18 protein-coding genes are annotated in these 22,568 nt (G+C 72.5%); 8 read left to right on the top strand and 10 right to left on the bottom strand.

The window, feature by feature from the left end:
- The first annotated feature begins 121 nt into the window (after positions 1–121).
- From ACFYXM_RS19945 to ACFYXM_RS19935, 3 genes are all read left to right on the top strand, one after another.
- Positions 122–3,880 carry a DNA polymerase III subunit alpha gene (locus tag ACFYXM_RS19945; protein ID WP_389290972.1) on the top strand — a complete coding sequence of 1,253 codons (3,759 nt, stop codon included), beginning with the start codon at positions 122–124 and terminating at the stop codon, positions 3,878–3,880.
- Positions 3,877–4,914: a hypothetical protein gene (locus ACFYXM_RS19940; protein ID WP_389290970.1), complete on the top strand. Its 1,038-nt coding sequence runs from the start codon at positions 3,877–3,879 to the stop codon at positions 4,912–4,914. Before ACFYXM_RS19945 ends, ACFYXM_RS19940 begins: the two co-directional genes overlap by 4 nt.
- Positions 4,915–5,237: 323 nt before the next feature.
- Positions 5,238–6,143, top strand: a complete 906-nt coding sequence (locus ACFYXM_RS19935) for an esterase/lipase family protein (RefSeq protein ID WP_389290968.1) — start codon at positions 5,238–5,240, stop codon at positions 6,141–6,143.
- Between the two features lie 374 nt (positions 6,144–6,517).
- Here ACFYXM_RS19935 and ACFYXM_RS19930 read toward each other — a convergent pair whose 3' ends face one another.
- Positions 6,518–7,087, bottom strand: a complete 570-nt coding sequence (locus tag ACFYXM_RS19930; protein ID WP_389290966.1) for a DinB family protein — start codon at positions 7,085–7,087, stop codon at positions 6,518–6,520.
- 171 nt (positions 7,088–7,258) lie between these two features.
- Between ACFYXM_RS19930 and ACFYXM_RS19925 the strand changes: the two genes are divergently transcribed.
- Complete coding sequence (locus ACFYXM_RS19925) at positions 7,259–8,806, top strand: methyltransferase domain-containing protein (RefSeq protein WP_389290964.1); 1,548 nt, start codon at positions 7,259–7,261, stop codon at positions 8,804–8,806.
- A 61-nt stretch (positions 8,807–8,867) separates the two neighbouring features.
- On the opposite strand, the gene htpG is transcribed toward ACFYXM_RS19925, so the two are convergent.
- The 3 genes from htpG to ACFYXM_RS19910 all read right to left on the bottom strand — a co-directional run bounded on the left by htpG (position 8,868) and on the right by ACFYXM_RS19910 (position 12,411).
- Positions 8,868–10,811 (bottom strand): molecular chaperone HtpG, encoded by a 1,944-nt coding sequence (htpG, locus tag ACFYXM_RS19920; protein ID WP_389290963.1) that lies wholly within the window; start codon positions 10,809–10,811, stop codon positions 8,868–8,870.
- A gap of 204 nt (positions 10,812–11,015) precedes the next feature.
- Complete coding sequence (locus ACFYXM_RS19915; RefSeq protein ID WP_389290961.1) at positions 11,016–11,510, bottom strand: DUF402 domain-containing protein; 495 nt, start codon at positions 11,508–11,510, stop codon at positions 11,016–11,018.
- Entirely contained in the window at positions 11,491–12,411 is a 921-nt protein-coding gene (locus tag ACFYXM_RS19910) for a GNAT family N-acetyltransferase (protein ID WP_389290959.1), read from the bottom strand. The genes ACFYXM_RS19915 and ACFYXM_RS19910 overlap by 20 nt, the downstream gene beginning before the upstream one ends.
- 160 nt (positions 12,412–12,571) lie before the next feature.
- Between ACFYXM_RS19910 and ACFYXM_RS19905 the strand changes: the two genes are divergently transcribed.
- Entirely contained in the window at positions 12,572–12,949 is a 378-nt protein-coding gene (locus tag ACFYXM_RS19905) for a GntR family transcriptional regulator (RefSeq protein ID WP_389290957.1), read from the top strand.
- A gap of 176 nt (positions 12,950–13,125) precedes the next feature.
- On the opposite strand, the gene ACFYXM_RS19900 is transcribed toward ACFYXM_RS19905, so the two are convergent.
- A complete protein-coding gene (locus ACFYXM_RS19900) occupies positions 13,126–14,229 on the bottom strand; it encodes a DUF5925 domain-containing protein (RefSeq protein ID WP_389290955.1) in 1,104 nt (367 codons plus the stop codon).
- Between the two features lie 216 nt (positions 14,230–14,445).
- On the opposite strand from ACFYXM_RS19900, the gene ACFYXM_RS19895 reads away from it, so the two are divergent.
- Positions 14,446–15,255 carry an SGNH/GDSL hydrolase family protein gene (locus tag ACFYXM_RS19895; RefSeq protein ID WP_389290953.1) on the top strand — a complete coding sequence of 270 codons (810 nt, stop codon included), beginning with the start codon at positions 14,446–14,448 and terminating at the stop codon, positions 15,253–15,255.
- A gap of 267 nt (positions 15,256–15,522) precedes the next feature.
- Positions 15,523–15,786 (top strand): hypothetical protein, encoded by a 264-nt coding sequence (locus ACFYXM_RS19890; protein WP_389290951.1) that lies wholly within the window; start codon positions 15,523–15,525, stop codon positions 15,784–15,786.
- Between the two features lie 163 nt (positions 15,787–15,949).
- On the opposite strand, the gene ACFYXM_RS19885 is transcribed toward ACFYXM_RS19890, so the two are convergent.
- Positions 15,950–16,780: an ABC transporter permease gene (locus ACFYXM_RS19885; RefSeq protein WP_389290949.1), complete on the bottom strand. Its 831-nt coding sequence runs from the start codon at positions 16,778–16,780 to the stop codon at positions 15,950–15,952.
- The gene (locus ACFYXM_RS19880) at positions 16,777–17,754 is read right to left on the bottom strand and encodes an ATP-binding cassette domain-containing protein (protein WP_389290948.1); all 978 of its coding nucleotides are present in this window, start codon (positions 17,752–17,754) and stop codon (positions 16,777–16,779) included. The genes ACFYXM_RS19885 and ACFYXM_RS19880 overlap by 4 nt, the downstream gene beginning before the upstream one ends.
- A 65-nt stretch (positions 17,755–17,819) precedes the next feature.
- On the opposite strand from ACFYXM_RS19880, the gene ACFYXM_RS19875 reads away from it, so the two are divergent.
- The gene (locus ACFYXM_RS19875) at positions 17,820–18,527 is read left to right on the top strand and encodes a TetR/AcrR family transcriptional regulator (protein ID WP_389290946.1); all 708 of its coding nucleotides are present in this window, start codon (positions 17,820–17,822) and stop codon (positions 18,525–18,527) included.
- A 79-nt stretch (positions 18,528–18,606) separates the two neighbouring features.
- On the opposite strand, the gene ACFYXM_RS19870 is transcribed toward ACFYXM_RS19875, so the two are convergent.
- From ACFYXM_RS19870 to hmgA, 3 genes are all read right to left on the bottom strand, one after another.
- Positions 18,607–19,917 carry a type ISP restriction/modification enzyme gene (locus tag ACFYXM_RS19870; protein WP_389290945.1) on the bottom strand — a complete coding sequence of 437 codons (1,311 nt, stop codon included), beginning with the start codon at positions 19,915–19,917 and terminating at the stop codon, positions 18,607–18,609.
- Between the two features lie 150 nt (positions 19,918–20,067).
- Positions 20,068–20,835, bottom strand: a complete 768-nt coding sequence (locus ACFYXM_RS19865) for a GntR family transcriptional regulator (protein ID WP_389290943.1) — start codon at positions 20,833–20,835, stop codon at positions 20,068–20,070.
- A gap of 263 nt (positions 20,836–21,098) precedes the next feature.
- On the bottom strand, positions 21,099–22,427 hold the full coding sequence (hmgA, locus tag ACFYXM_RS19860; protein WP_389290941.1) for a homogentisate 1,2-dioxygenase: 1,329 nt from the start codon (positions 22,425–22,427) through the stop codon (positions 21,099–21,101).
- Between the last annotated feature and the right edge of the window lie 141 nt (positions 22,428–22,568).

The raw sequence follows: 22,568 nt of genomic DNA, 5'->3' as shown, positions 1-22,568 counted from the left end.
ATGGGTGCGGGTGCGCCCTGTCCCCGCTGTGGGCCCCTCGGGTGTCGTACGAATGTTCGAAAAGTGGTTTATGGTGGAGGCGAGGGGTGGTGATGAGTACGGATCGGTCCAGGAGGTGCGGATGCCCGGGTTCACGCATCTGCGTACCGTTTCCGGCTTCTCCCTGCGGTACGGGGCCTCGCACCCGGAGCGGCTGGTGGAGCGCGCCGCGGAGCGGGGGATGGACGCGCTCGCGCTGACCGACCGCGACACGCTCGCGGGAACGGTCCGTTTCGCCAAGGCGTGCGAGCGGGCCGGGGTGCGGCCGATCTTCGGGACGGAGCTCGCGGTGGGGGCCGTGGCGGGGGCCGCGAGGGCGGAGCACACGAGAGAGGGCGGGGGTGCGCATCGGCTGCGGACCCCCGCCCGGGGTGGTGCCTTTGTCGACGAATCGGCCCCCCGGGTCACCTTCCTCGCCCGGGACGGCGCGCGGGGATGGGCGGAACTGTGCCGCCTCGTCACCGCCGCGCACGCCGGGGCCGGGGGCGCGTATGCCGGAGCCGGAGACGCCGCGTACGCCGCCGGTACCGGGCCCGCTCGCGCAGGGGGTACGGGCGCCGCAGGCGCCGGTACGGGACCCGCTTGCACCGGTGCCGCGGGCGCCGCGCACGCCGGTACCGGACCTGCTTCCGGTGCGCGCGCGGGCGTCAGGGCGGGTGCGCGGCCGGGGCAGCCCCTGCTCGACCGGTCCGCGCTGCCCGGCGAAGGGCTCCTCGTACTGCTCGGCCCCGACTCCGACGTCGGCAGGGCGCTGGCCGCCGGCCGTCCGGACCGGGCCGCCGCGCTGCTCGCCGCCTGGCGGGAGATCCACGGCGACGACCTGCGCCTCGAAGCCGTCCACCACGGGCGCGAGGGCACCGGTCCCGGATCGCTGCGGCTCGCCGCCCGTACCGTCGGCTTCGCCGCCGAGCAGGGGGTGCGTGCCGTGCTGACCAACGCCGTCCGGTATGCCGACCCCGGGCAGGGGCCGGTCGCCGACGTGCTCGACGCGGCTCGCCTGCTGATGCCCGTCGATCCCCGCCGCGCCCCGCTGGACAGCGGCGAGCGCTGGCTGAAGGGCGCCCGCGCGATGGCCGCGGCGGCCGAACGGATCGCCTCCGCCGCCGGTCTCGGCCAGGGTGCCGGGGTGCGGCTGCTCGCGGAGACCCGGCACACCGCCGAGGCCTGCGTCGTCGATCCCCGGAGCGACCTCGGCCTCGGCACCGTCCACTTCCCCGAACCGCACCTCGTCGGCGCCGCCCACCGCACCGCCCAGCGGGTACTGGCCTCCCGTGCCGCCGCCGGAATGGTGCTGCGCGGCTACGACCGCAGGCGCGACTACTGGGAGCGGATGCACCGGGAACTCGACATCATCGCCCACCACGGCTTCGCCTCCTACTTCCTGACGGTCGCTCAAGTCGTGGACGACGTAAGGGAGATGAACGTACGGGTGGCCGCCCGGGGATCCGGAGCGGGCTCCCTCGTCAACCATCTCCTGGGGATCGCGCACGCCGACCCGGTCGAGAACGGGCTGCTGATGGAGCGCTTCCTCTCCAAACGTCGCGCCGTGCTGCCCGACATCGACATCGACGTCGAGTCCGCCCGCCGGCTCGACGTGTACCGCGCGATCATCGGACGCTTCGGCGCCGAACGGGTCGCGACCGTCGCCATGCCCGAGACCTACCGGGTGCGCCACGCCATCCGGGACGTCGGCGCCGCGCTCTCCATGGACCCGGCCGAGACCGACCGGCTCGCCAAGGCGTTCCCGCACATCCGGGCCCGTGACGCCCGCGCGGCCATGGCGGAACTGCCCGAACTGCGCGACGTGGCACGGGAGAAGGACCGCCACGGCCGGCTCTGGGAACTGGTCGAGGCGCTGGACGCCCTGCCCCGCGGCATCGCCATGCATCCGTGCGGGGTGCTCCTCTCGGACGCCTCCCTGTCGCACCGGGTGCCCGTCGTGCCCACCAGCGGGGAGCACTTCCCGATGGCGCAGTTCGACAAGGAGGACGTGGAGGATCTGGGGCTGCTCAAGCTCGACGTCCTGGGCGTGCGGATGCAGTCGGCGATGGCGCACGCGGTCGCCGAGGTCGAGCGGGCCTCGGGGCAGGCCATGGACCTGGACGCCGTGCCGCCGGGCGACCCCGAGACGTACCGGCTGATCAGGAGTGCCGAGACGCTGGGCTGCTTCCAGATCGAGTCGCCGGGCCAACGCGATCTCGTCGGCCGGCTCCAGCCCACCGGCTTCCACGACCTGGTGGTCGACATCTCGCTGTTCCGGCCCGGTCCGGTCGCCGCCGACATGGTGCGGCCGTTCATCGAGGCACGGCACGGCCGGGCGCCCGCCCGTTACCCGCACCCCGATCTGGAGCGTCCGCTGCGCGAGACGTACGGAGTGGTCGTCTTCCACGAGCAGGTCATCGAGATGCTCGACATCATGACCGGCTGCGGACGGGACGAGGCCGACCGGGTGCGGCGCGGGCTGTCCGACCCCGACTCGCAGGACCGGATCAGGGTGTGGTTCGCGCAGCGGGCGGCGGAACGGAAGTACGACATCGAGGTGATCGCCCGGACCTGGGAGATCATCGAGGCGTTCGGCAGCTACGGCTTCTGCAAGGCGCACGCGGTCGCCTTCGCCGTACCGACGTACCAGTCGGCATGGCTCAAGGCGCACCATCCGGCGGCCTTCTACGCCGGGCTGCTCACCCATGACCCGGGGATGTACCCGAAGCGGCTGCTGCTCGCGGACGCGCGGCGGCGCGGGGTGCCGGTGCTGGGGCTGGACGTGAACCGCTCGGCGGCCACCCATCGAATCGAACTGGTGTCTGGTGGCGGAGGTGGGGCCAGTGCCGGGACTTCCGGGGAGGGCTCCGGGGTCTGGGGGGTGCGGCTCGCGCTCTCGGACGTCCACGGCATCAGCGGGGCCGAGGTCGCCCGGATCGAGGCCGGACAGCCCTACACCTCGTTGCTGGACTTCTGGCAGCGGGCCAGGCCGACCAGGCCGGTCGCCGAACGGCTGGCCCAGGTGGGCGCGTTGGACGCGTTCGGCGCCAACCGGCGAGATCTGCTGCTGCACCTGTCCGAACTGCGCCACGTCCGGCGGGGCGCCGGTTCCGGCGGCGCCGGTGCCGGTGCCGGTGAGCAGCTTCCGCTCGGCGGCGGCCACCGGACCGGTCCGATCGGGCTGCCCGACCTCAACGAGGCCGAACGCCTCAGTGCCGAGCTGGGCGTCCTGAGCATGGATGTCTCCCACCACCTGATGGAGGATCACCACGCGTTCCTGAAGGAGCTCGGGGCGGTCTCCGCCAAGCGGCTGCGCGAGGCGCGGCACGGGCAGACCGTACTGGTCGCCGGGGCCAAGGCGGCCACCCAGACCCCGCCGGTCCGCTCCGGCCGCCGGGTCGTCTTCACCACCCTGGACGACGGCACCGGCCTGGTCGACCTGGCCTTCTTCGACGACAGCCACGCGACCTGCGCGCACACCGTCTTCCACTCCTGGCTGCTGCTGGTGCGCGGCGTGGTGCAGCGGCGCGGACCGCGGAGCCTGAGCGTGGTCGGCTCGGCCGCCTGGAACCTGGCCGAACTGGCCGAACTGCGGCGCACCGGCGGGCTCGACGCGGTTGCCGCCCGACTGGCGGAGAAGCCCGGGGCCGAGGAATCCCCGGACCGGAAGCCCTCGGCCGCCGTCGGCTCCTCGCCCGGGGAGCCCTCCGCCGGAACTCACGCACCCGACGGCGACGGCCGTCGCGTCCGGCTGCCCACGGGGTACGAGATGAACCCCTGGTCGGACCTCCAGCCGCCCGGTGAGGGCGTCGCCACCGGCAGGAAGCTGTGGCACCAGAGCCCGGGGAGCGCGGGATGAGCGGCATCGAACGGGACGTGCCGGGAGTGCCGGGGACCGGGGCGCCGGGCATCCTGTACCTGCGGTTCCGCATGGTCGGCGGCGGCCCCCCGGACGACGTCCGTTACGAGGAACTGCTCGCCCTGCTCGGCACGTTCACCCCGCTGGTCGAGGCGGTCCGGCCCGACGGGGCGCTCGTCGACGTGCGCGGCGCACTGCGGTACTTCGGCCAGGACGCGAGGGGGCTGGCCTCGGTGATCCGGGTCCGGGCGCTCGCCCTGCACGGCGTGGACTGCGCGATCGGGGCGGGGGAGAACCCGATGCTGGCCCGGGCGGCGGCCCGCCGGGCGGCCCCCGGAACGACCTTCGTGGTGCCCCGGGGCGGGGGAGCGGGGTTCCTCGCCGCCGAGCCGGCCACGGCGCTGGACGGAGTCGGGGCGGCGACGGCCCGCACCCTGCGCGGCTACGGGCTCGACTCCGTCGGCCGGATCGCGCAGACCCCGCTCGGCACCCTGCAACGGATCACCGGCGCACGGACCGGGCGGGACCTGTGGGAGCGGTCGCGCGGCATCGACCGCACGGTGGTCGCACCGGGCGCTCCCGCCCGGTCGGTCACAGCCGAACGCGCCTTCCCGCTCGACGAGTTGGACCAGGAGCGGCAGCGCCGCGCACTTCTGTCGCTCACCGAGGAGCTGGGCGCCCGGATGCGCGCGGACGGGCAGGTGTGCCGGGGGCTCACGGTCCTCGTGCGCCATGCCTCCCGGACCGGGTACGCCACGCTGAGCCGCACCCGTACGCTTCCGGAACCCACCGCCCACTCCGCGGCCCTCACCGACCTCGCGTACCGGATCCACGACTCGTTCGGACTGCAACGGGCCCGGGTCCGGGGGATCGCGCTGCGCGCGGAGGGTCTGATGGACGCCGAACGGGCCGCGCACCAGCTGTCGTTCGATCCGGCGGACGAACGGGCGCGCCGGATCGAGGCGGTGGCGGACCGGCTGCGGGACAAGTACGGCCCGCGGGCCGTGATGCCGGGACGCCTCGCGGACGGCTGATCCCCCGCGCGGCCCGACGCTCCCGCGCGGCCCGACGTTCCCGCGCGGGCCGCCGCCCCCGTGCTGTCCGCAGGCGTCCGTGCGCCGTCCGCAAGGGCCCGTGCCGTACGTGCCGGCCGTCGACTTCCGCACCGCCACTCAATGACCGATCCGTTCCGTCATATTGGTGAACCATCAGTTTTTTCCGACGCGTAACTTCCCATGCCTCCCTACCCATGCGTAATTTGGCCTGAGCACACGGAAGGCCAGCTGTCAGAACTTGTGGTCCGGGCCGCAGGGCGCACACCCGTCGCAACTCCCTTGAGCCGCAAGGAGACCACACGATGCTGCCCCGGAACCGTGCGTCACGCGTCCTCCGCGCCCGGAGAACCCTCGCCGCACTGCTCCTCGCCGTCGCCGCAGTCGCCACCCCCACCACGGCCGCCGCTGCCGCCACCCCCACAGCCACTGCTCCCGCCGCCGCGGCCACGTCCCGCGGCTGGAACGACTACTCCTGCAAGCCCTCCACGGCCCACCCCCGGCCCGTCGTCCTGGTCCACGGAACCTTCGGGAACTCGATCGACAACTGGCTGGCCCTCGCCCCCTACCTCGTCAACCGCGGATACTGCGTCTACTCCCTGGACTACGGCCGGCTGCCCGGCGTACCGCTCTTCAACGGCCTCGGCCCGATCGACAAGTCCGCCGGCCAGCTCGCCGCCTTCGTCGACAAGGTGCTCGCCGCCACCGGCGCCTCCGAGGCCGACCTCGTCGGTCACTCCCAGGGCGGCATGATGCCGAACTACTACCTGAAGTTCCTCGGTGGAGCCGCCAAGGTGAACGCCCTGATCGGGATCGCCCCCGACAACCACGGCACCACCCTCCTCGGCCTGACGAAACTCCTGCCGTACTTCCCGGGCGCGGAGCACCTGCTCAACACCAATACCCCCGCTCTCGCCGACCAGGTGGCGGGCTCCCCCTTCCTCACCAAGCTCAACGCGGGCGGCGACACCGTGCCCGGAGTCCGGTACACGGTCATCGCGACCAGGTACGACGAGGTCGTGACCCCGTACCGCACGCAGTTCCTGGACGGGCCGAACGTCCGCAACGTGCTGCTCCAGGACCTGTGCCCGCTCGATGTCTCCGAGCACGTGGCGATCGGCACCGTCGACCGGATCGCCTACCACGAGGTGGCGAACGCCCTCGATCCCGCCCGCGCCACCCCGACCACCTGCGCCTCGGTCATCGGCTAGTGCCGCTCCCGGCAACGTTTGCCCCGTCGCGCCGCCCAGCACGCACGCTCGCGGCGTTGGCCAAAAGCCCACGTAGCCCCGCTACGAGGGCTTCCGGCCGCCTTGCGATCGCACGCACCGGACGACGCTCCTTACGGGGCAAACCTTGCCGGTCACGGCACTAGGGCGTGTTGCGAAAGTCCCGTCCGGCCTTCGGGGGGACGGCGCTACTTTCGGAACACGCCCTGGCACTGCGACCGCTCCCGCTCCCGGACCGGTCCGGCAAGTTCCGCGGATGCCACGGCCGGGGCACCGGGATCGCCGTGAAAGCGGATCGTGGTGTCCCGGCCGTGGCCGACCGCATCGGCCGGCGCGCGGGTGCCCCGTACGTCCCGTCAGCTCCGGCGGGCGGCCGACAGCTCGCCGACCGCCCGCTGGAGGCGAAGCTGGCCGATTTCCGCCGCGTTCTTCATCAGTTCCGCGTTCACCCAGGCCACCATGTGTGCGACGGTGTGCCGGGGGTCGTTCCGCCACGGGAACGGGGCGGTCGCGGTCAGATCGGCGTCGGTGAGCCGGTCCAGCGCCGTCAGCCAGTCCTCGCGCAGACCGCGCAGCCATGCGACGGCCGGCTCGCCCGCGCCCGGCCAGACGACGTCGCTCCGCTCCCGGGGCGTATTGCCCCGGACGTGGTCGAGGGCCACGCCCCACCACCAGCCGATGTGCCAGCACAGCCATCCGATGGTCGGCACGGGAACGGGATCGGGTTCGCTCTCCGCCCAGTCCGGCACCCACGTCCCGTCGCCGTCCCGGTGCAGCGTCCAGCAGAGCGCGGCGGGCTCCCAGAGGAAGTCCTCGGGTTCGATCCTCTCCAGGTGGTATTCGAACAGCGACCAGGTCAGGTCGAACTGCCAGCGCAGCACTTCGAGGGTGCGCTGTGGGGCGGGTCGATTCGGCGAGGCACTCATCGGTCGACCCTCGCACGGCATCGGGTCCGTGGAGAAACGGGTTTCGAACGGGACCCGCACGGGTTTTGAGAGCGGCGCGGGCCCCCGAGCGCGCCCCCGGGCTCCCGGGCGGACCGCCCGCGCCCCCTCTCCCCGGGCACCGCTGTCGGTGGTGGATGGCACGATCGACCCATGACGACGATCGACTGGGACTCCGCGGCCGACTCCTTCGACGAGGGGCCCGACCACGGGCTGCTCGACCCGGTGGTCCGGCACGCCTGGGCGAGGCGGCTGGAGGGCTGGCTGCCCGGCGCGCGTTCCGAGGTGCTCGATCTGGGGTGCGGCACCGGAAGCCTCGCGCTGCTCGCCGCCGGCCAGGGGCACCGGGTCACGGCGGTCGACCGGTCGCCGCGCATGGTGGAGCGGGCGCGGGCCAAGCTCGCCGGGACGGGGACCGAGGTGCTCCTCGGGGACGCGGCACGGCCCCCGGTCGGCGGACAGCGGTTCGACGTGGTCATGGTCCGGCACGTGGTGTGGCTGCTGCCCGATCCGGCGGCGGCCCTGCGCCACTGGTTCGGCCTGTTGCGGCCCGGCGGCCGGCTCATCCTGATCGAGGGCGTGTGGGACGGGGCCGGTCTGCCTGCCGGACAACTGACCGGGCTGCTCTCGGAGTTCACCGAGCGCGTCCACCACGAGCCGCTCTCCGGCGACCCGGACCTGTGGGGCGGGCGGGTCGACGACGAGCGCTACGCGCTGGTGGCCCGTGCCGAACCGCCGCGGCGGCACACCGAGGTCGTCGACGTGCACCTGATCCTTCGCCGCGGCCCGGACGTCCTGCTCGCCCGCCGGGACGGGACGGGATACGCGGACGGGCTGCTCCACTGTCCGTCCGGGCATGTCGAGGACGGCGAGGACGTCCGCGAGGCGCTGATACGCGAGGCCGCCGAGGAGATCGGTGTCGAACTCGGCCCGGACGAGCTGCGGGTCGCGCTGGTCATGCAGCACCGGGGCCCCGGCGGCAGCCCCAGGACCGGCTGGTTCTTCGAGGCGGAGTACGACCCCGCCCGCCCGCCGTACAACCGCGAACCGGACAAGTGCTCCGGACTGGAGTGGTTCCCGCTGGACGCGCTCCCGGACGACAGCGTCGCCTACTGCCGCGCGGGGCTCGACGGCTACCGGGCGGGGGAGCACTTCCTGATCCACTGGCACGAGGACGGCGACCCCGTGGCGTACCAGCCGCACGGCGCCCGCCGCGCCGTCCCGCTGCCGGCCGGGGGGACGGGCACCGGAGGGGTGCACCACATCGAGCTGTGGGTGCCCGATCTGCCGACGGCCGAGCGGGGATGGGGATGGCTGCTCGGTGAGCTGGGCCATGTCCCTTACCAGCACTGGGAATACGGGCGTAGCTGGCGGCGCGGCGACAGCTACGTGGTGGTCGAGCAGTCGCCCGACCTGACCGGCCGGACGCACGACCGGTGCCGCCCCGGGCTCAACCACCTGGCGTTCCACGTCCGGGACCGGGCCGCCCTCGACGCCCTGGTGGCCGAGGCTCCGGAACACGGCTGGCGGCAGCTCTTCCCGGACCGCTACCCGCACGCGGGCGGGGACGAGCACGTCGCCGCGTATCTGGAGGACGCGGCGGGCTACGAGGTGGAGCTGGTCGCCGGGGTCGGACAGGCCCGTCCGGCACCGCAGGAGCCGGAGCCGTACGCCGACGTACGGGAACGCGTCCGGGACTGACGGGATGGGAACGGTCACCGGCCGGGGACGGGTCCCCGGCCGGTGATGCGACGGGCTCAGGTCACAGGGTGCGTTCGAGACGGTCGGCCATCAGCTTCACGAAGCGCGACGGGTCGCTCAGCTCCCCGCCCTCGGCCAGCAGCGCCAGGTCGTGCAGCAGCTCGGCCGTTTCCTCCAGGCCGGTGGTGTCCTTCTCGGCACGCTCGGCGTAGGCCCGGTTGAGTCCGCCGACCAGCGGGTGCTCCGGGTTGAGTTCGAGGATCCGCTTGACCTCCGGGACGGGCTGCCCCATTGCCCGGTACATGTTCTGCAGAGCGGGCGTCACATCGTGCGCGTCCGAGACGACGCAGGCGGGCGAGACGGTGAGACGCGAGGAGAGACGCACCTCCTTGACGGTCTCGCCGAGCCGCTCCGTCATCCAGGAGAGCAGGTCCGCGTACTCCCGCTGATGGTTCTCCCGCTCGGTCGCCGCTTCCTTCTTCTCCTCCTCGGTACCGAGGTCGATCTCGCCCTTGGCGACGGACCGCAGCTTCTTCCCGTCGAACTCGGGCTCCGCCTCGACCCACACCTCGTCGACCGGATCGGTCAGCAGCAGCACCTCGATGCCCTTGGCCCGGAACGCCTCCATGTGCGGGGAGTTCTCGATGGCCTGCCGGGACTCGCCCGTCAGGTAGAAGATGTGCTCCTGGCCCTCCTTCATCCGCTCCACGTACTGCCGCAGCGTGGTCGGCGCGTCCTCGTCATGGGTCGTGGCGAAGGAGGCGATCCTGAGAATGGCGTCGCGGTTCTCGAAGTCGCTTAGCAGCCCTTCCTTGACGACACGGCCGAACTCCCGCCAGAACGTGGCGTAGCGCTCCGGGTCGGCGGTCATCATGTCCTTGACCGTCGACAGCACCTTCTTCGCCAGACGGCGGTGCATCATCTGGATCTGGCGGTCCTGCTGGAGGATCTCGCGCGACACGTTGAGCGACAGGTCCTGCGCGTCGACGACGCCCTTCACGAAACGCAGGTACGGAGGCATCAGCGCTTCGCAGTCGTCCATGATGAAGACGCGCTTCACGTACAGCTGGATGCCGCGCTTGTACCCCTGCATGAACAGGTCGTGGGGCGCGTGCGAGGGGATGAAGAGGAGCGCCTGGTACTCGAAGGTGCCCTCCGCCTGGAGCCGGACGGTTTCGAGCGGGTCGATCCAGTCGTGGCTGATGTGCTTGTACAGCTCGTGGTACTCGTCGTCCGAGACCTCGTCGCGCGAGCGCGCCCACAGGGCCTTCATCGAGTTGAGGGTCTCGGGCTCGCGCGGCGCGTCGTCGGAGCCCTCCTCGGCGTCCTTCGCCTCGGCGTCGGTCTCCGTGACCATCCTGATGGGCCAGGTGATGAAGTCCGAGTACCGCTTGACGATCTCCCTGATCTTCCACGGGGAGGTGTAGTCGTAGAGCCGGTCCTCGGTGTCCTCCGGCTTGAGCCGCAGCGTGACCGAGGTGCCCTGCGGGGCGCTGTCGACGGTCTCGATCGTGTACGTGCCCTCGCCGGTCGACGTCCAGCGGGTGCCCCGGGTCTCGCCCGCGCGCCGGGTCAGCAGCGTGACCTCGTCGGCCACCATGAAGCTGGAGTAGAACCCGACCCCGAACTGGCCGATCAGGCCTTCGGCCGCGGTGGCGTCCTCGGACTCCTTGGCCTCCTTGAGTTCCCGCAGGAACTTGGCGGTGCCCGAATTCGCGATCGTCCCGATGAGCTGGACCACTTCGTCGTGAGACATGCCGATGCCGTTGTCCCGCACGGTCAGTGTGCGGGCCTGCTCGTCGGTCTCGATGTCGATGTGGAGGTCGGACGCGTCCGCGCCGAGGGAGTCGTCGCGCAACGCCTCCAGCCGCAGTTTGTCGAGCGCGTCGGAGGCGTTGGAGACGAGTTCGCGCAGGAACACGTCCTTGTTCGAGTAGATCGAGTGGATCATCATCTGCAGAAGCTGGCGCGCTTCCACCTGAAACTCGAACGTCTCAGTGGGCATATCCGTGATTCCTTCTCAGGTCACCGGGTGGGGAACTGACCTGAGCACTTTAATTGAGCCGATCACCACGGACAGCCGGTTCCCCGAGGTTGGCCGTGCCTGATCGTTCGTCCCCGCCCGGCCCCGGCCGCGCCGGCAGGGCGACGCGCCGGGGCCGACCGAGCGGGGCGGAGTACCGGAAGTCCGGCTCGTCCGCCGGACGCGTCATCCGAGCAGTGCGGCGAGACCGTCCGTCCTGGCGAGCAGCTCCAGTTCGTCCAGCGCCCGCCGGGCGGCTTCGGCCGCCACCGGATCACGGTCGGCGAGACCGCTCGCCTCGAACTCGTCCTCGTCCAGCCGCAGCACGGACGACCCGTCGGCCGACACCCACAGGTCGAGATCCAGGTCCTCCACCACCAGCTCCCCGTCCCGCAGCACGGCGGGCCGGGTGATGTCGCAGTACCAGCCCTTGAGCCCGCCCGACCCGGTCCGGACCTCCTTCACCGCGAACCAGAGATCGCGCCAGTAGTGCTCGGTGAACACGTCCCCCGGCTCGAAGCGCACGAAGCCGAAGTCCCGCACCCCCGGCGCCGCCCAGGGCGCCCGTACGGTGATCCGGGTGCCGTCGTCGCGGACCAGGTCTGCCGGATATCTGATCCTGGTCCGCCCGGCCTTCACCAGGGCGACCACGAGCGAGGACTCAGCCGAGCTCACGGACATGCCGCACCTCCGTGGCACAGATCTCGTAGCCGAACCAGCGGTTGACCGTCAGCATCGGAGCGTTGTCCGCGTCGTTGCCGGTGTACGCGTCCGTGTACCCGGCCGCGCGCGCCCGGCTCAGCGAGTCGTGCTTGGCGAGCTTCGCCAGCCCGCGGCCCCGGTACGCGCGGCGGGTGCCGGTCATCCCCGACATGTAACGGGTCCGGCCGTCGGTCCGGGCCGCGGTGAACGCCGCCACCTCTCCGTCCACCGTCACGACCGACGTGAGTTCGTGGTCGAGCGCGGGGTGGCGCCAGGTCTGCCGGAGCCAGTGCTCGTAGTCGGGCAGTTCGGCCGGGGTGTCGCTCGGTTCGTCGGCCGTGGTCTCGGCGTCCGCCTCGAAGAGCGGGCGCGGGTCGTCCGCGAAGTCCGCCCCCGTGCGCAGCTCGACGCCCGTCGGGACGGCCGGGCGGGGCGGCAGCGCGCCACCCGCGAGGTCGAGGCGGAGGAAGTGCGCCGAGCGGCTCGGCACGTAACCGCGCTTCTCCGCGAAGGCACGGTTCGACGGGGTGTCGAGCACCCAGGTGTAGACGGTGCGCGCCCCTTCCACCGCGAGATGCTCCTCCGCCGTCCGCAGCAGCAGCCCGCCCGCGCCGCGCCCGGTGCGGTCCGGATGCGTGTACGGGTCGCAGAACGCCAGGCCGGGTTCGGGGCTGTCGGGCACCAGTCCGGTCCGGGCGATCGCGATGATCTCCCCGTCCTCCTCGGCGACCAGCAGTCGGCGGCGCTCCTCGGACCGGGCGGAGGCGAGGTCGAAGGCGACCTGCTCGGGGGTGGTCACGATGTAGGGCATCGCGGCATGCCCGACGTGCGCCCAGGCAGCGGTGTCTGCGGGCAGGAAGTCGCGAACGAGGACAGTCATGGGCCGGACGCTACGCGGGGGTGCGTCGCACCGCCTCCGATTTTCCGGCATCGGAACAGTGGTGGAACGGTGTAGGGATCGCGACTCGACGGCGGTGGGACGGCGACGGCACCGTGGCGGGCGTCGGCGGCGGGGGGCCGCGGTGGTGGACAATCGTTACGTGACTCTCAAGATCGTCCTCGACCCGGCCTCCGGGACCGCCCCGTACGAGCAACTGCGCGCGCAGATCTCCGAATTGGCCCGTTCCGGCGCGCTTCCCGTCGGTTTCAGACTTCCGACCGTACGCGGCTTCGCCGAAGAACTCGGCCTCGCCGCGAACACCGTCGCCAAGGCGTACCGGGCGCTGGAGACCGACGGCGTGATCGAGACCCGGGGCCGCAACGGCACGTTCATCGCCGCGGCCGGTGAGGCGGCGGACCGTCACGCGGCGTCCGTCGCCCGCGAGTACGCCGAGCAGGCGCGACGGCTGGGCCTGTCGCGGGCCGAGGCGCTGTCGCTGGCCGAGGAAGCGGTGCGGGCGGCGTACGCGGCGCACTGAGCCGGCGCCCGGGGAAGCACCCGCCGGACCTCTCGCCCCGGGAGCGCCCCCGGAGCGCCCCGGGAGTGCCACGAAGCCGGTCCGGGGAACGGCCCGGAGCCGGTGGGGGGAGCGGCCCGGAGCCGGAGGCGTGGGATCCGTCGAAGGAGCCCGGATCCGGCGGAGGTGCCGGGCCGTCAGAGATAGAGGCCCGCGTCCGCGCCGGAATCCTGCCTCGGCACCGACGCGGGGCCGCTGCCGCGCCGCAGCGCGTACAACTCGGCGAGCGTGGCGCCCTCGCGGCCGATTCCCTCCTCCGTGCCCAGCCAGCCCACCGCCTCCTCGCGGGTCAGCGGTCCCACCTCGATCCTGGCGAGGCAGCGGCCGGGCCGGACCACGGCCGGGTGGAGCCGTTCCAGGTCCTCGTTGGTGGTGACGCCGACCAGCACGTTGCGGCCCTGGCCGAGCAGCCCGTCGGTGAGGTTCAGCAGCCGGGAGAGCGCCTGGCCCGCCGTGTGCTTGGCCTCGCCGCGGATCAGTTCGTCGCAGTCCTCCAGGAGCAGCAGCCGCCAACGGCCCTTCGCCGTGCCCTCGTCCTCGCCGATCGCGATGTCCATCAGATAGCCGACGTCGTTGAAGAGCCGCTCCGGGTCGAGCACGCAGTCGACCTGGCACCAGTCCCGCCACGAACGCGCGAGCGTGCGCAGCGCCGACGTCTTGCCGGTGCCGGGCGGGCCGTGCAGCAGGAGCAGCCGGCCCGCGATGTCGTCGGGGGTGATCTTCATCAGCCGGTCCATGGCATCTGCCACCGGAGCCGTGTAGTTGCTCCGGACCTCGTCCCACGCCCCGGCGGCGATCTGACGGGTGGTGCGGTACGGGCCGCGGCGCGGTGACACGTACCAGAATCCCATCGTCACGTTCTCGGGCTGCGGTTCGGGTTCGTCCCGCACGCCGTGCGTCGCCCGGTCGAGGATCTGGCGCGCCAGCTCCGCGCTGGTCGCGGTGACCGTGACGTCGGCGCCGCGGTTCCACCGGGAGACGAGCAGGGTCCAGCCGTCGCCCTCGGCGAGCGTGGCGCTGCGGTCGTCGTCCCGGGCGGCGCGCAGCACCGTGGCGGCCGGGGGCAGCAGCGTGGCATCGGCCTTGACCCGGTCGAGGGAGCAACTGTGCGAGTAGGGCTGCTCGCCCGTCGCGAAGCGGCCGAGGAACAGCGCGTCCACGACATCGGACGGCGAATCGCCGTCGTCGACGGTGAGCCGGATCGGCAGCGCGGACTCAGGGGTGGAGGACATGGCGCCCATGATCCGGCAAGGGGAGGCCCGGCGCACCCGGGTTTCATCACCTTTCTCCCCGTGTCCGACAGGTCGTCCGCGGACATGACACGACATCAAGGGGACGTGCGGAAGAACTCCTTCGAGCAATTTGGCATGGACACTTCCGAAAGTGGGGGTGGTGCTGCTACCACGGACACGGCAGGCCAAGGCGGAGATCCTGCCGGTCGGTCCAAGGGAGGTTCCATGAAGATGTCCAGACTCGTGGCGTTCTCGTCCTCGCTTCTGCTCGGTGCCGTAATCGCGTTGACCGGGGCGACCACCGCGTCCGCCGCGCAGTCCGTCCAGGGGGTCGACTACGTGGCCCTCGGCGATTCGTACTCCTCGGGCGTCGGTGCCGGGAGCTACGACAGCGCCAGCGGGTCCTGCAAACGCAGCACCAAGGCGTATCCGGCACTCTGGGCCGCCTCCCACTCGCCCTCGTCCTTCTCCTTCACCGCCTGCTCGGGCGCCCGCACCGGTGATGTGACCTCCGGTCAGCTCGGGCCGCTGAACTCCTCGACCGACCTCGTCTCGATCTCCATCGGCGGCAACGACGCGGGCTTCGCCGATGTGATGACGACCTGTGTCCTCCAGTCGGAGGCCACCTGTCTCAGCCGGATCGCCACGGCCCGCGGCTACGTCGGCGCGACCCTGCCGGGCAACCTCGACTCGGTGTACTCGGCGATCCGCGCCAAGGCGCCCTCCGCCCGTGTGGTCGTCCTCGGTTACCCGCGCTTCTACAAGGTCGGCGGCAGCTGCGTCGTCGGCCTGAGCGACAAGGTGCGCACCGCGATCAACGACGCCGCCGACTACCTCAACACGACGACCGCGAAGCGTGCCGCCGATCACGGGTTCGCCTTCGCCGATGTCGCGGGGAAGTTCACCGGGCACGAGATCTGCTCCGGGGGCGCCTGGCTGCACAGTGTCAACTGGCTCAACATCGGTGAGTCGTACCACCCCACGGCGGCCGGACAGTCCGGTGGCTACCTGCCGGTTCTCGACTCGGCGGCCTGATCCCCGCCGTACGGCCCGCCGGGCCCGGCGGGCCGGTGCGAAGGGCGGGAGGCCCCGTCCGCGGGGTACTTCTCCGGTCTCCCGTCGTCCAGGGCGGGGCGGCTGCTCCGCGGCGGCCGGCTCGCCGTGGAACCGGACGGGTGTGGAGAGTGATCGTCGGCCTCCGGACGGCGCGCCCGATCCCCCGGGCGGGATACACGAGTGTCCTCGCGGGGGGTTAGGGTTAGCCTGCCCGGGCCGGGTGCCCTCGTACGGGTGGGGAGTGACATGGAACAGATAACGGTCCGCAGCAGGCCACGTGTGCCTGCCATCACATGCGGGAGCAGTGCGACCAGTTCGCGCCTCGACCGCCATCTCGCGGTGCTCGGCGGCCCTGCCGTGCCCCGGCGGGAGGTCGCCGAGGCTACGCTGCTGATGCGCGAGCTGACCTCGCGCGAGGCCGGACACAGCCGTCTGAGCAGGAGCGCGCGGGTCTCGCTCTTCGCGCCGCTGAGCCGGCTGCGCCGCTCGCTCTTCGGCAGCCGCCACTGACCCGACGGTCCGTCACCACCGCTCATCGGCCGTGCCCGGGCCGATCGGGCGATCGTTCGTACCGGCCGTGCGCCGCTGCCGACCCTCCCGTCATCCCCGGGGTCCGCAGTGGCGCTTCGGCGTGCTCACCGGCCGTCGGTCCGGACGGCGCGGTGCGCGGGTGTCATTCGCCGCCGCGCGCGTGGCGTCGCACGGTCAGCGGCACGAACACCACGAGGAGCGCCAGCGACCAGGCGAGCGTCCCCGCCACCGGGTGGGCGACCGGCCAGGCGGCATCGGCGGCCGGTGACGCGTTGCCGAACAGATCACGGGCGGCGGCGGCCAGGGCGCTGATCGGATTCCACTCCGCGACCGTGCGCAGCCACCCCGGCAGGTTGTCGGTCGGGATGTACGCGCTCGACAGCAGCGGCAGGACGAACGTGGCGCTGCCCAGTTGGCCGGCGGCCTCCTCGTTGCGGATCAGCAGGCCCAGCCAGCAGCCCAGCCAGGACGTGGCGAACCGGAGGAGCAGCAGCAGCCCGAAGGCGCCCAGGGCGGCGAACGGGCCGTCCTCGATCCGCCAGCCGACCGCCAGCCCGACCAGGATCAGCGGGACCATGCCGACGGCCGTGGTCAGCAGGTCGGCCGCGGTCTGTCCGAACGGTACGGCGAACCGGCTCATCGGCAGCGTGCGGAACCGGTCCATCACCCCGCGGTGGCAGTCCTGCGAGGCCTGGAACATCCCGGTCATGACGCCGTTCGCGGCCGTCGCCGCGAGCAGCCCCGGCACCAGGAAGGCGCGGTACTCCTGCCCGGGCACGGCCAGGGCGCTGCCGAAGACGTAACCGAAGAACAGCAGCATCGTGATCGGCATGGTCTGCGTCAGGATCACGACGCCGGGGGCGGCCTTGATCCGCTGGAAGTGGCGGACCAGAACGGCCACGGCGTCGGCCGCCGGGGCGAACGGGGCGGCCGGGAGGCCGTGGTCGCGGACGGGTGCGGTGGTGCCGCTCATGCTGCCGTCTCCTTCGGTGGCGGGGCGGTGCGGACGTCGTCGCGGGCGGTCAGGCGGAGGAAGACCTCGTCGAGCGTCGGCGGGCGCAGACTCGCGTCGATCACGGGTACGCCCGCGGCGTCGAGTTCGCGGACGACGCGGGGGAGGGTGAGCGTGCTGTCGGTCGCGACGGCACCGGCGGTGCGGCGCTCGCGGTCGATCACCGGTTCGGTGCCGGTGAGCTGGTCGAGGACGTCCGCGGCCGGGGCCAGCGCCGACTCATGGGCGACGACCACCTCGGCGTAGTTGCCGATGAGCGACTTCAGTTCGGCGGGGGTGCCGCGGTGGGCGGCTCGGCCCCGGTCGATCAGCACGATGTCGTCGGCCAGCTGATCGGCCTCCTCCAGGTACTGCGTGGTGAGCAGGACGGTGCTCCCCTGTCCGGTGAGTTCCCGGACCGCGGCCCAGATCCGGTTGCGGCTGTGCGGGTCGAGGCCGGTGGTCGGCTCGTCCAGGAAGAGCACCCGGGGGCGGGTCAGCAGACTGGCCGCGAGGTCCAGTCGGCGGCGCATGCCGCCCGAGTAGGTGCGGGCCGGGCGGTCCGCGGCCTCCGTCAGCCCGAAACGCTCCAGCAGTTCGTCGGCGCGGGCGCGGGCGGCCCCGCCCCGGAACCGGAGCAGCTTCGCGAACAGCCGCAGATTCTGCCGCCCCGACAGTTCGCCGTCGACCGAGGCGTTCTGACCGGTGACACCGATCGCCGCGCGCACCGCGTGCGCCTCGCGCAGCACGTCGTGGCCCGCGACCCGGGCGCTGCCGCCGTCCGGGACCGTCAGCGTGGTGAGGACCCGGACGGCGGTGGTCTTGCCCGCGCCGTTCGGCCCCAGCACCCCGCAGACGGTGCCCTCGGCGACGGCCAGATCGAGCCCGCGCAGGGCGTGGACGTCGCCGTAGCGTTTCTCCAGACCTTCACTAAGTACAGCGTACGTAGTTGTCATGCGACCCACCGTATCTCACTACGTACGCTGTACGTAACTAGGATGGTGGGGCGAGGTGATGATCGATGGTGGGGCGTCCCGCTGTACCCGAAGTGATCTGGGCGCGCCCCGAGCGCGCGGGCCGCGGCCCCAAGCCGGCGTTCAGCCGTGCCGACATCGCGGCGGCGGCGGTCCGCATCGCCGACGCGGAGGGCTTCGACGCGGTGTCCATGCGGAAGGTGGCCGCGGAGCTCGGCTGCGGCACGATGTCGCTCTACAACTACGTGCCGCGCAAGGAGGACCTGCACGAGCTGATGCTCGACGCGGCCAGCGGCGACTACGACTACCCGGAGCCGTCCGGGGACTGGCGCGCCGATCTGATGGCGCTGGCCCATCAGGCGCGCGCGATGATGCACCGCCACACCTGGATGCCCCGGCTGATGTCACCCGTCTACGGCTTCAGCCCGAACGTCCTGCGGTACCTGGAGTACGCGCTCAGCTGCCTGGACGGGGTCGACGCGCGGTTCGGCGAGAAGATGGAGCTCGTCGCCATGGTCAACGGCGTCGTCACCACCTACGTGGCCAACGAGATCGCCACGGCGGAGCGCAGCCGGTCGTTGCCCTGGTCCGAGGAGCGGGAACACGCCGTGCGCACCGAGTACCTGATCAGCCAGATAGCGACCGGCAAGTACCCGCGGATGGCGGCCGGGTTCGCCGAGGACCCCGGTCCGATCGATATGGAAGGGGTCTTCGACCGGGCGCTCGGGCGGGTGCTGGACTCCTTCGGCCGATAGCTCCGCCCGGCGGGTCCGGCCCGATCCGGCGCCGCGGCCTCGTGCCTCTCTTCGGCGGGGCCGTCCTTTCGCCCGCCGGTCAGAGCAGCGCGAACTGCCCGTCCGGGCCCTCCTCGCGGTGGTCGAGCACGGAGGCGGGGCGGCGGGCCGCGTCCGGGACGGGCAGCACGCCCGCGGCCCGGAGGTCCTCCGCCGTGAGGTGCGGGCCCTCGACCGGCACCTCCCGCCGGGGGCGGAGTTCGGCGAGCAGGGCGAGCACCGTGACCAGTTCCAGCAGCTCCGAGGTCCACTCCTGGGGCCAGGCGCGCGGCCGGACCGCCTCCAGACCGTCCGCGTCCGGCGAGCCCTCCGCGCTCGCGCCTCCGGCGCCGTTCGCCCCGTTCGTCACCCGACGACCGAACCAGAGCTCCAGCACGCGAACCCCGGCCACCCGGAACTCCCACGCGCCGGCCGGCACCGGCGAGACGCGGCCCGTGCCCAGCAGGAGCGACTCGTCGGCCGGGTCGTACTCCAGGGCCGCCGGCGCGGGCGGCACCGACGCCCGCACATAGGGCCGCCGTCCGCCCGGCAGCCTGGGGCGCTCCCCGCCCCGGGCGCCGCGCAGATACAGCCGCAGCAGCTCCTGCCCGAGCTCCACCCCCGCCGACCAGCGCGCCGTGTCGGCGGGCAGCGGCACCACGCATCCGGCGGGGGAGTGGCGCGCGGCCGCGAGGATCCACGCCAGTACGGACCGGGCGGTGACGCCGTCCCCGTGGCGGTCCTTCAGCAGGGCGAGCAGCCCGGGGGCCAGATTGGGTTCGAGGCCGCCGGGGCGCCGGTACAGTGGCCGGATCCGGCCCGGCCGGCCCGCGGGCGAATGGCCGTCCGGCAGCAGTGCCGTCACGGACAGCGCGGGGCCGGTGTCCTGCGGCACGTACCCGTGCTCGACGACGAAGAACTGCTGTCCGTCGGCCACCCGCCACAGCTCGGGACGGGCGGCGTCGATCAGCCGGTGGTCGGGGATCAGCCACTGTTCGTCGAACGGGCCGTGGGCGATCCGCACCGGCGCGGGGCACGGCCCGTCCTCGCGGTCGAACGGGCCGGTGCCCGTGACCTGTCCGGGCAGTGCCGCCACCCGGCTTCGGGGATCACGGGAACGGGTGACCCGGAACAATCGCTCGTGCTCGTCCCGCGGGGCCTTCGTCAGCCGGTCCCAGCGGGCTCTGAGCGAGGCGGCGTCGGGGGCGGTCACCCAGGCGCGTCCGGTGCGCAACGGCCTTACGGACCAGGGCATCAGGTCGTCGAGGAGCGGGGCGTCGTCGCCCCGGGCGCCGTCGGAGCCGCCCGCCGCCCGTGCTGCCACCGTGTCGTCCTCCCCGTCGCCACGTCGCCCGCGTGCCTGCCCCGGCATCGTAACCGCGCCCGCCGGGGTGCGGCCGGTGGCGCTCGCCCGGCGGGGACGCACGCGGCACGGGCGCACCCCGGCGGGCGCGTAGCGGGCACGGGGGCGCGGACCGTGCGCGGGTGCGTCCGGCGCGGGCGGCCCCGTCGTGCCGGTGCGTCAGTGCGCCTCCACGGTGACCGAGAAGGAGAACCGGTCGCCCCGGTAGCGGATCCGCGCCACATCCACCACCCGGCCGCCTTCCTCGTACGTCACCCCCGTGTAGAACAGGATCGGGCTGAGCAGCGGCACCTGGAGGAGTTCGGCGGTGACCGGGTCGGCGAGGCGCGCCTCGACGGTGTCGGTGATGCGCGCGATCCGGACGCCGACGCGGTCGCGCAGCACCTTGGTCATCGGCCAGCGTTCGAGGTCGGCGACGTCGAGCCGTGCCGCCACCTCGGGATGCACCGCGTTCTCCGCCCAGTTGGTGGGCTCGTCGCTGTCCTCGTCCCGGCGCAGCCTGCGATAGCCGACCACCTCGGAACAGCCGGGGAAGTGTTCGCCGAGCTCGCACGGCACGGCCACCGGGCCGTGGTCCAGGACCGAGGTCCGTTCGCCCGACTGCTGGGCCACGATCGCGTCGATCGAACCCAGCAGCCGGACCGGCGAGACCCGGCGGGCGCGCGGTTCGATGAACGTGCCCCGCCGCCGGTGCCTGCTGATCAGTCCCTCCGCCTCCAGCTCCTTGAGCGCCTGCCGCATCGTCAGCACGCTGACGCCGTAGTGCGCGGCGAGCTTTTCCTCGGTCGGCAGCCGCTGCGAGGCGTCCGCCGCGCGCCCCAGTATCGAGGCGCGCAGCGACTGCGAGACCTGGTACCACAGCGGCAGTTTGCGGTTCAGGACCAGCGAATCGGGGGCGAAGGCCGGCGCCGGGGGCGTCTTGGGCATCTGGGGCACCTGAGTCACCTGGTCTCTCCGTACTGCGACACAGCGGACGCGACGACGCGTGGGCCGCGTGGTGGCGGTCGTCGCCCAGGGCGTGTTTCGAACGTAGCGTCGTCCGTCCGAAGGGCAGGGTCCGCGGCGTCCGGTGCGGTGCGTCGCAAGGCGGAGGGTCGTCCTCGTACGGGGGGCGTACGTGGACGATCCCGACAACGTGGCGAGGCGCCGTGCCAGGCGTCGCGGGCCGGACGGGACTTTCGAAACACGCCCTACGGCCTGAAGTTGCGGCTCAGACCCTGCCACACGTCGTCGTAACCGTGCTGCAGATGGTCGGATCCGGCCGCCTGCGCGGTCGCCGTCACCGGCCAGCGGGTCTCGAACATGAAGGCCAGGCCGTCGTCGATCTTCTGCGGCCTCAGCTCCGCCGCGCTCGCCCGGTCGAAGGTCTCCCGGTCCGGGCCGTGCGCCGACATCATGTTGTGCAGCGAACCGCCGCCGGGCACGAATCCGCCCTCCCCGGCCGTCTTGGCGTCGTAGGCGCCCTCGATCAGGCCCATGTACTCGCTCATCACGTTGCGGTGGAAGTACGGCGGCCGGAACGTGTCCTCGCCGACCAGCCAGCGCGGCGCGAAGACGACGAAGTCGACGCCCGCCAGACCGGGGGTGTCGGACGGCGAGGTCAGCACCGTGAAGATCGACGGGTCGGGGTGGTCGTAGCTGATCGACCCGATGACGTTGAAACGGTGCAGGTCGTAGACGTACGGGGTGTGGTTGCCGTGCCAGGCGACCACGTCGAGCGGCGAGTGGTCGTACGTCGCGGACCAGAGGTTCCCGCAGAACTTGTTGATCACCTCCACCGGGCGGTCGTCGTCCTCGTACGCGGCGACGGGCGCGAGGAAGTCCCGCGCGTTCGCCAGGCCGTTGGCACCGATCGGGCCGAGATCGGGAAGGACGAACGGGCGGCCGTAGTTCTCGCAGACGTAGCCGCGGGCGGCGGCGTCGAGCAGCTCCACCCGGAAGCGGACCCCGCGCGGGATCAGCGCTACATGCCCCGGTTCGGCGCGCAGCAGGCCCAGCTCGGTACGGAGCAGCAGGCCGCCGCGTTCGGGGACGATCAGCAGCTCGCCGTCGGCGTCGCCGAACACGCGGTCGGTCATGGACGCGTTGGCGTGGTAGAGGTGCACGGCCATGCCCTCGCGCCGCGTCGCGTCGCCGTTGCCGCCGAGGGTCCACAGACCGGCCAGGAAGTCCGTCCCGGCCGCGGGCTCGGGCAGCGGGTCCCAGCGCAGCCGGTTGGGGTCGGGCACGGTCTCGGTGAACGGGGCGGTGCGGATCGCACCGTGGCCGACGCGGACGAACGGAGGATGGGCGGCCGAGGGGCGGATCCGGTAGAGCCAGGAACGGCGGTTGTGCGCCCGCGGTTCGGTGAAGGCCGAGCCGCTCAGCTGCTCCGCGTAGAGCCCGAGAGGGGCGCGCTGGGGCGAGTTGCGGCCGTGCGGCAGCGCCCCGAGAACCGCCTCCGAGCTGTGTTCATTGCCGAATCCGGGGGAATATCCGAGCCCCTGTGCCGTCTTCCTCGCCTGCTCGATGCCACTCATGTGCGCTCCCGGTGCCGAAGAAATCCTATGGACAACCGTAGGAATCAGAAAGTGGCTCGTCAACGCCATTCGGTGACATACAGGGGGTCCGTCGCGGTGGAGGCGCGAGACGGCGGCCCGTGGCGGCGCAGGCGCGCCGCG

This window comes from Streptomyces sp. NPDC002476 (genome assembly GCF_042889785.1).
Classification (GTDB): domain Bacteria; phylum Actinomycetota; class Actinomycetes; order Streptomycetales; family Streptomycetaceae; genus Streptomyces.
The sequence above is the reverse complement of the archived record's forward strand: the minus strand, read 5'-3'. Positions and strand labels throughout refer to the sequence as shown.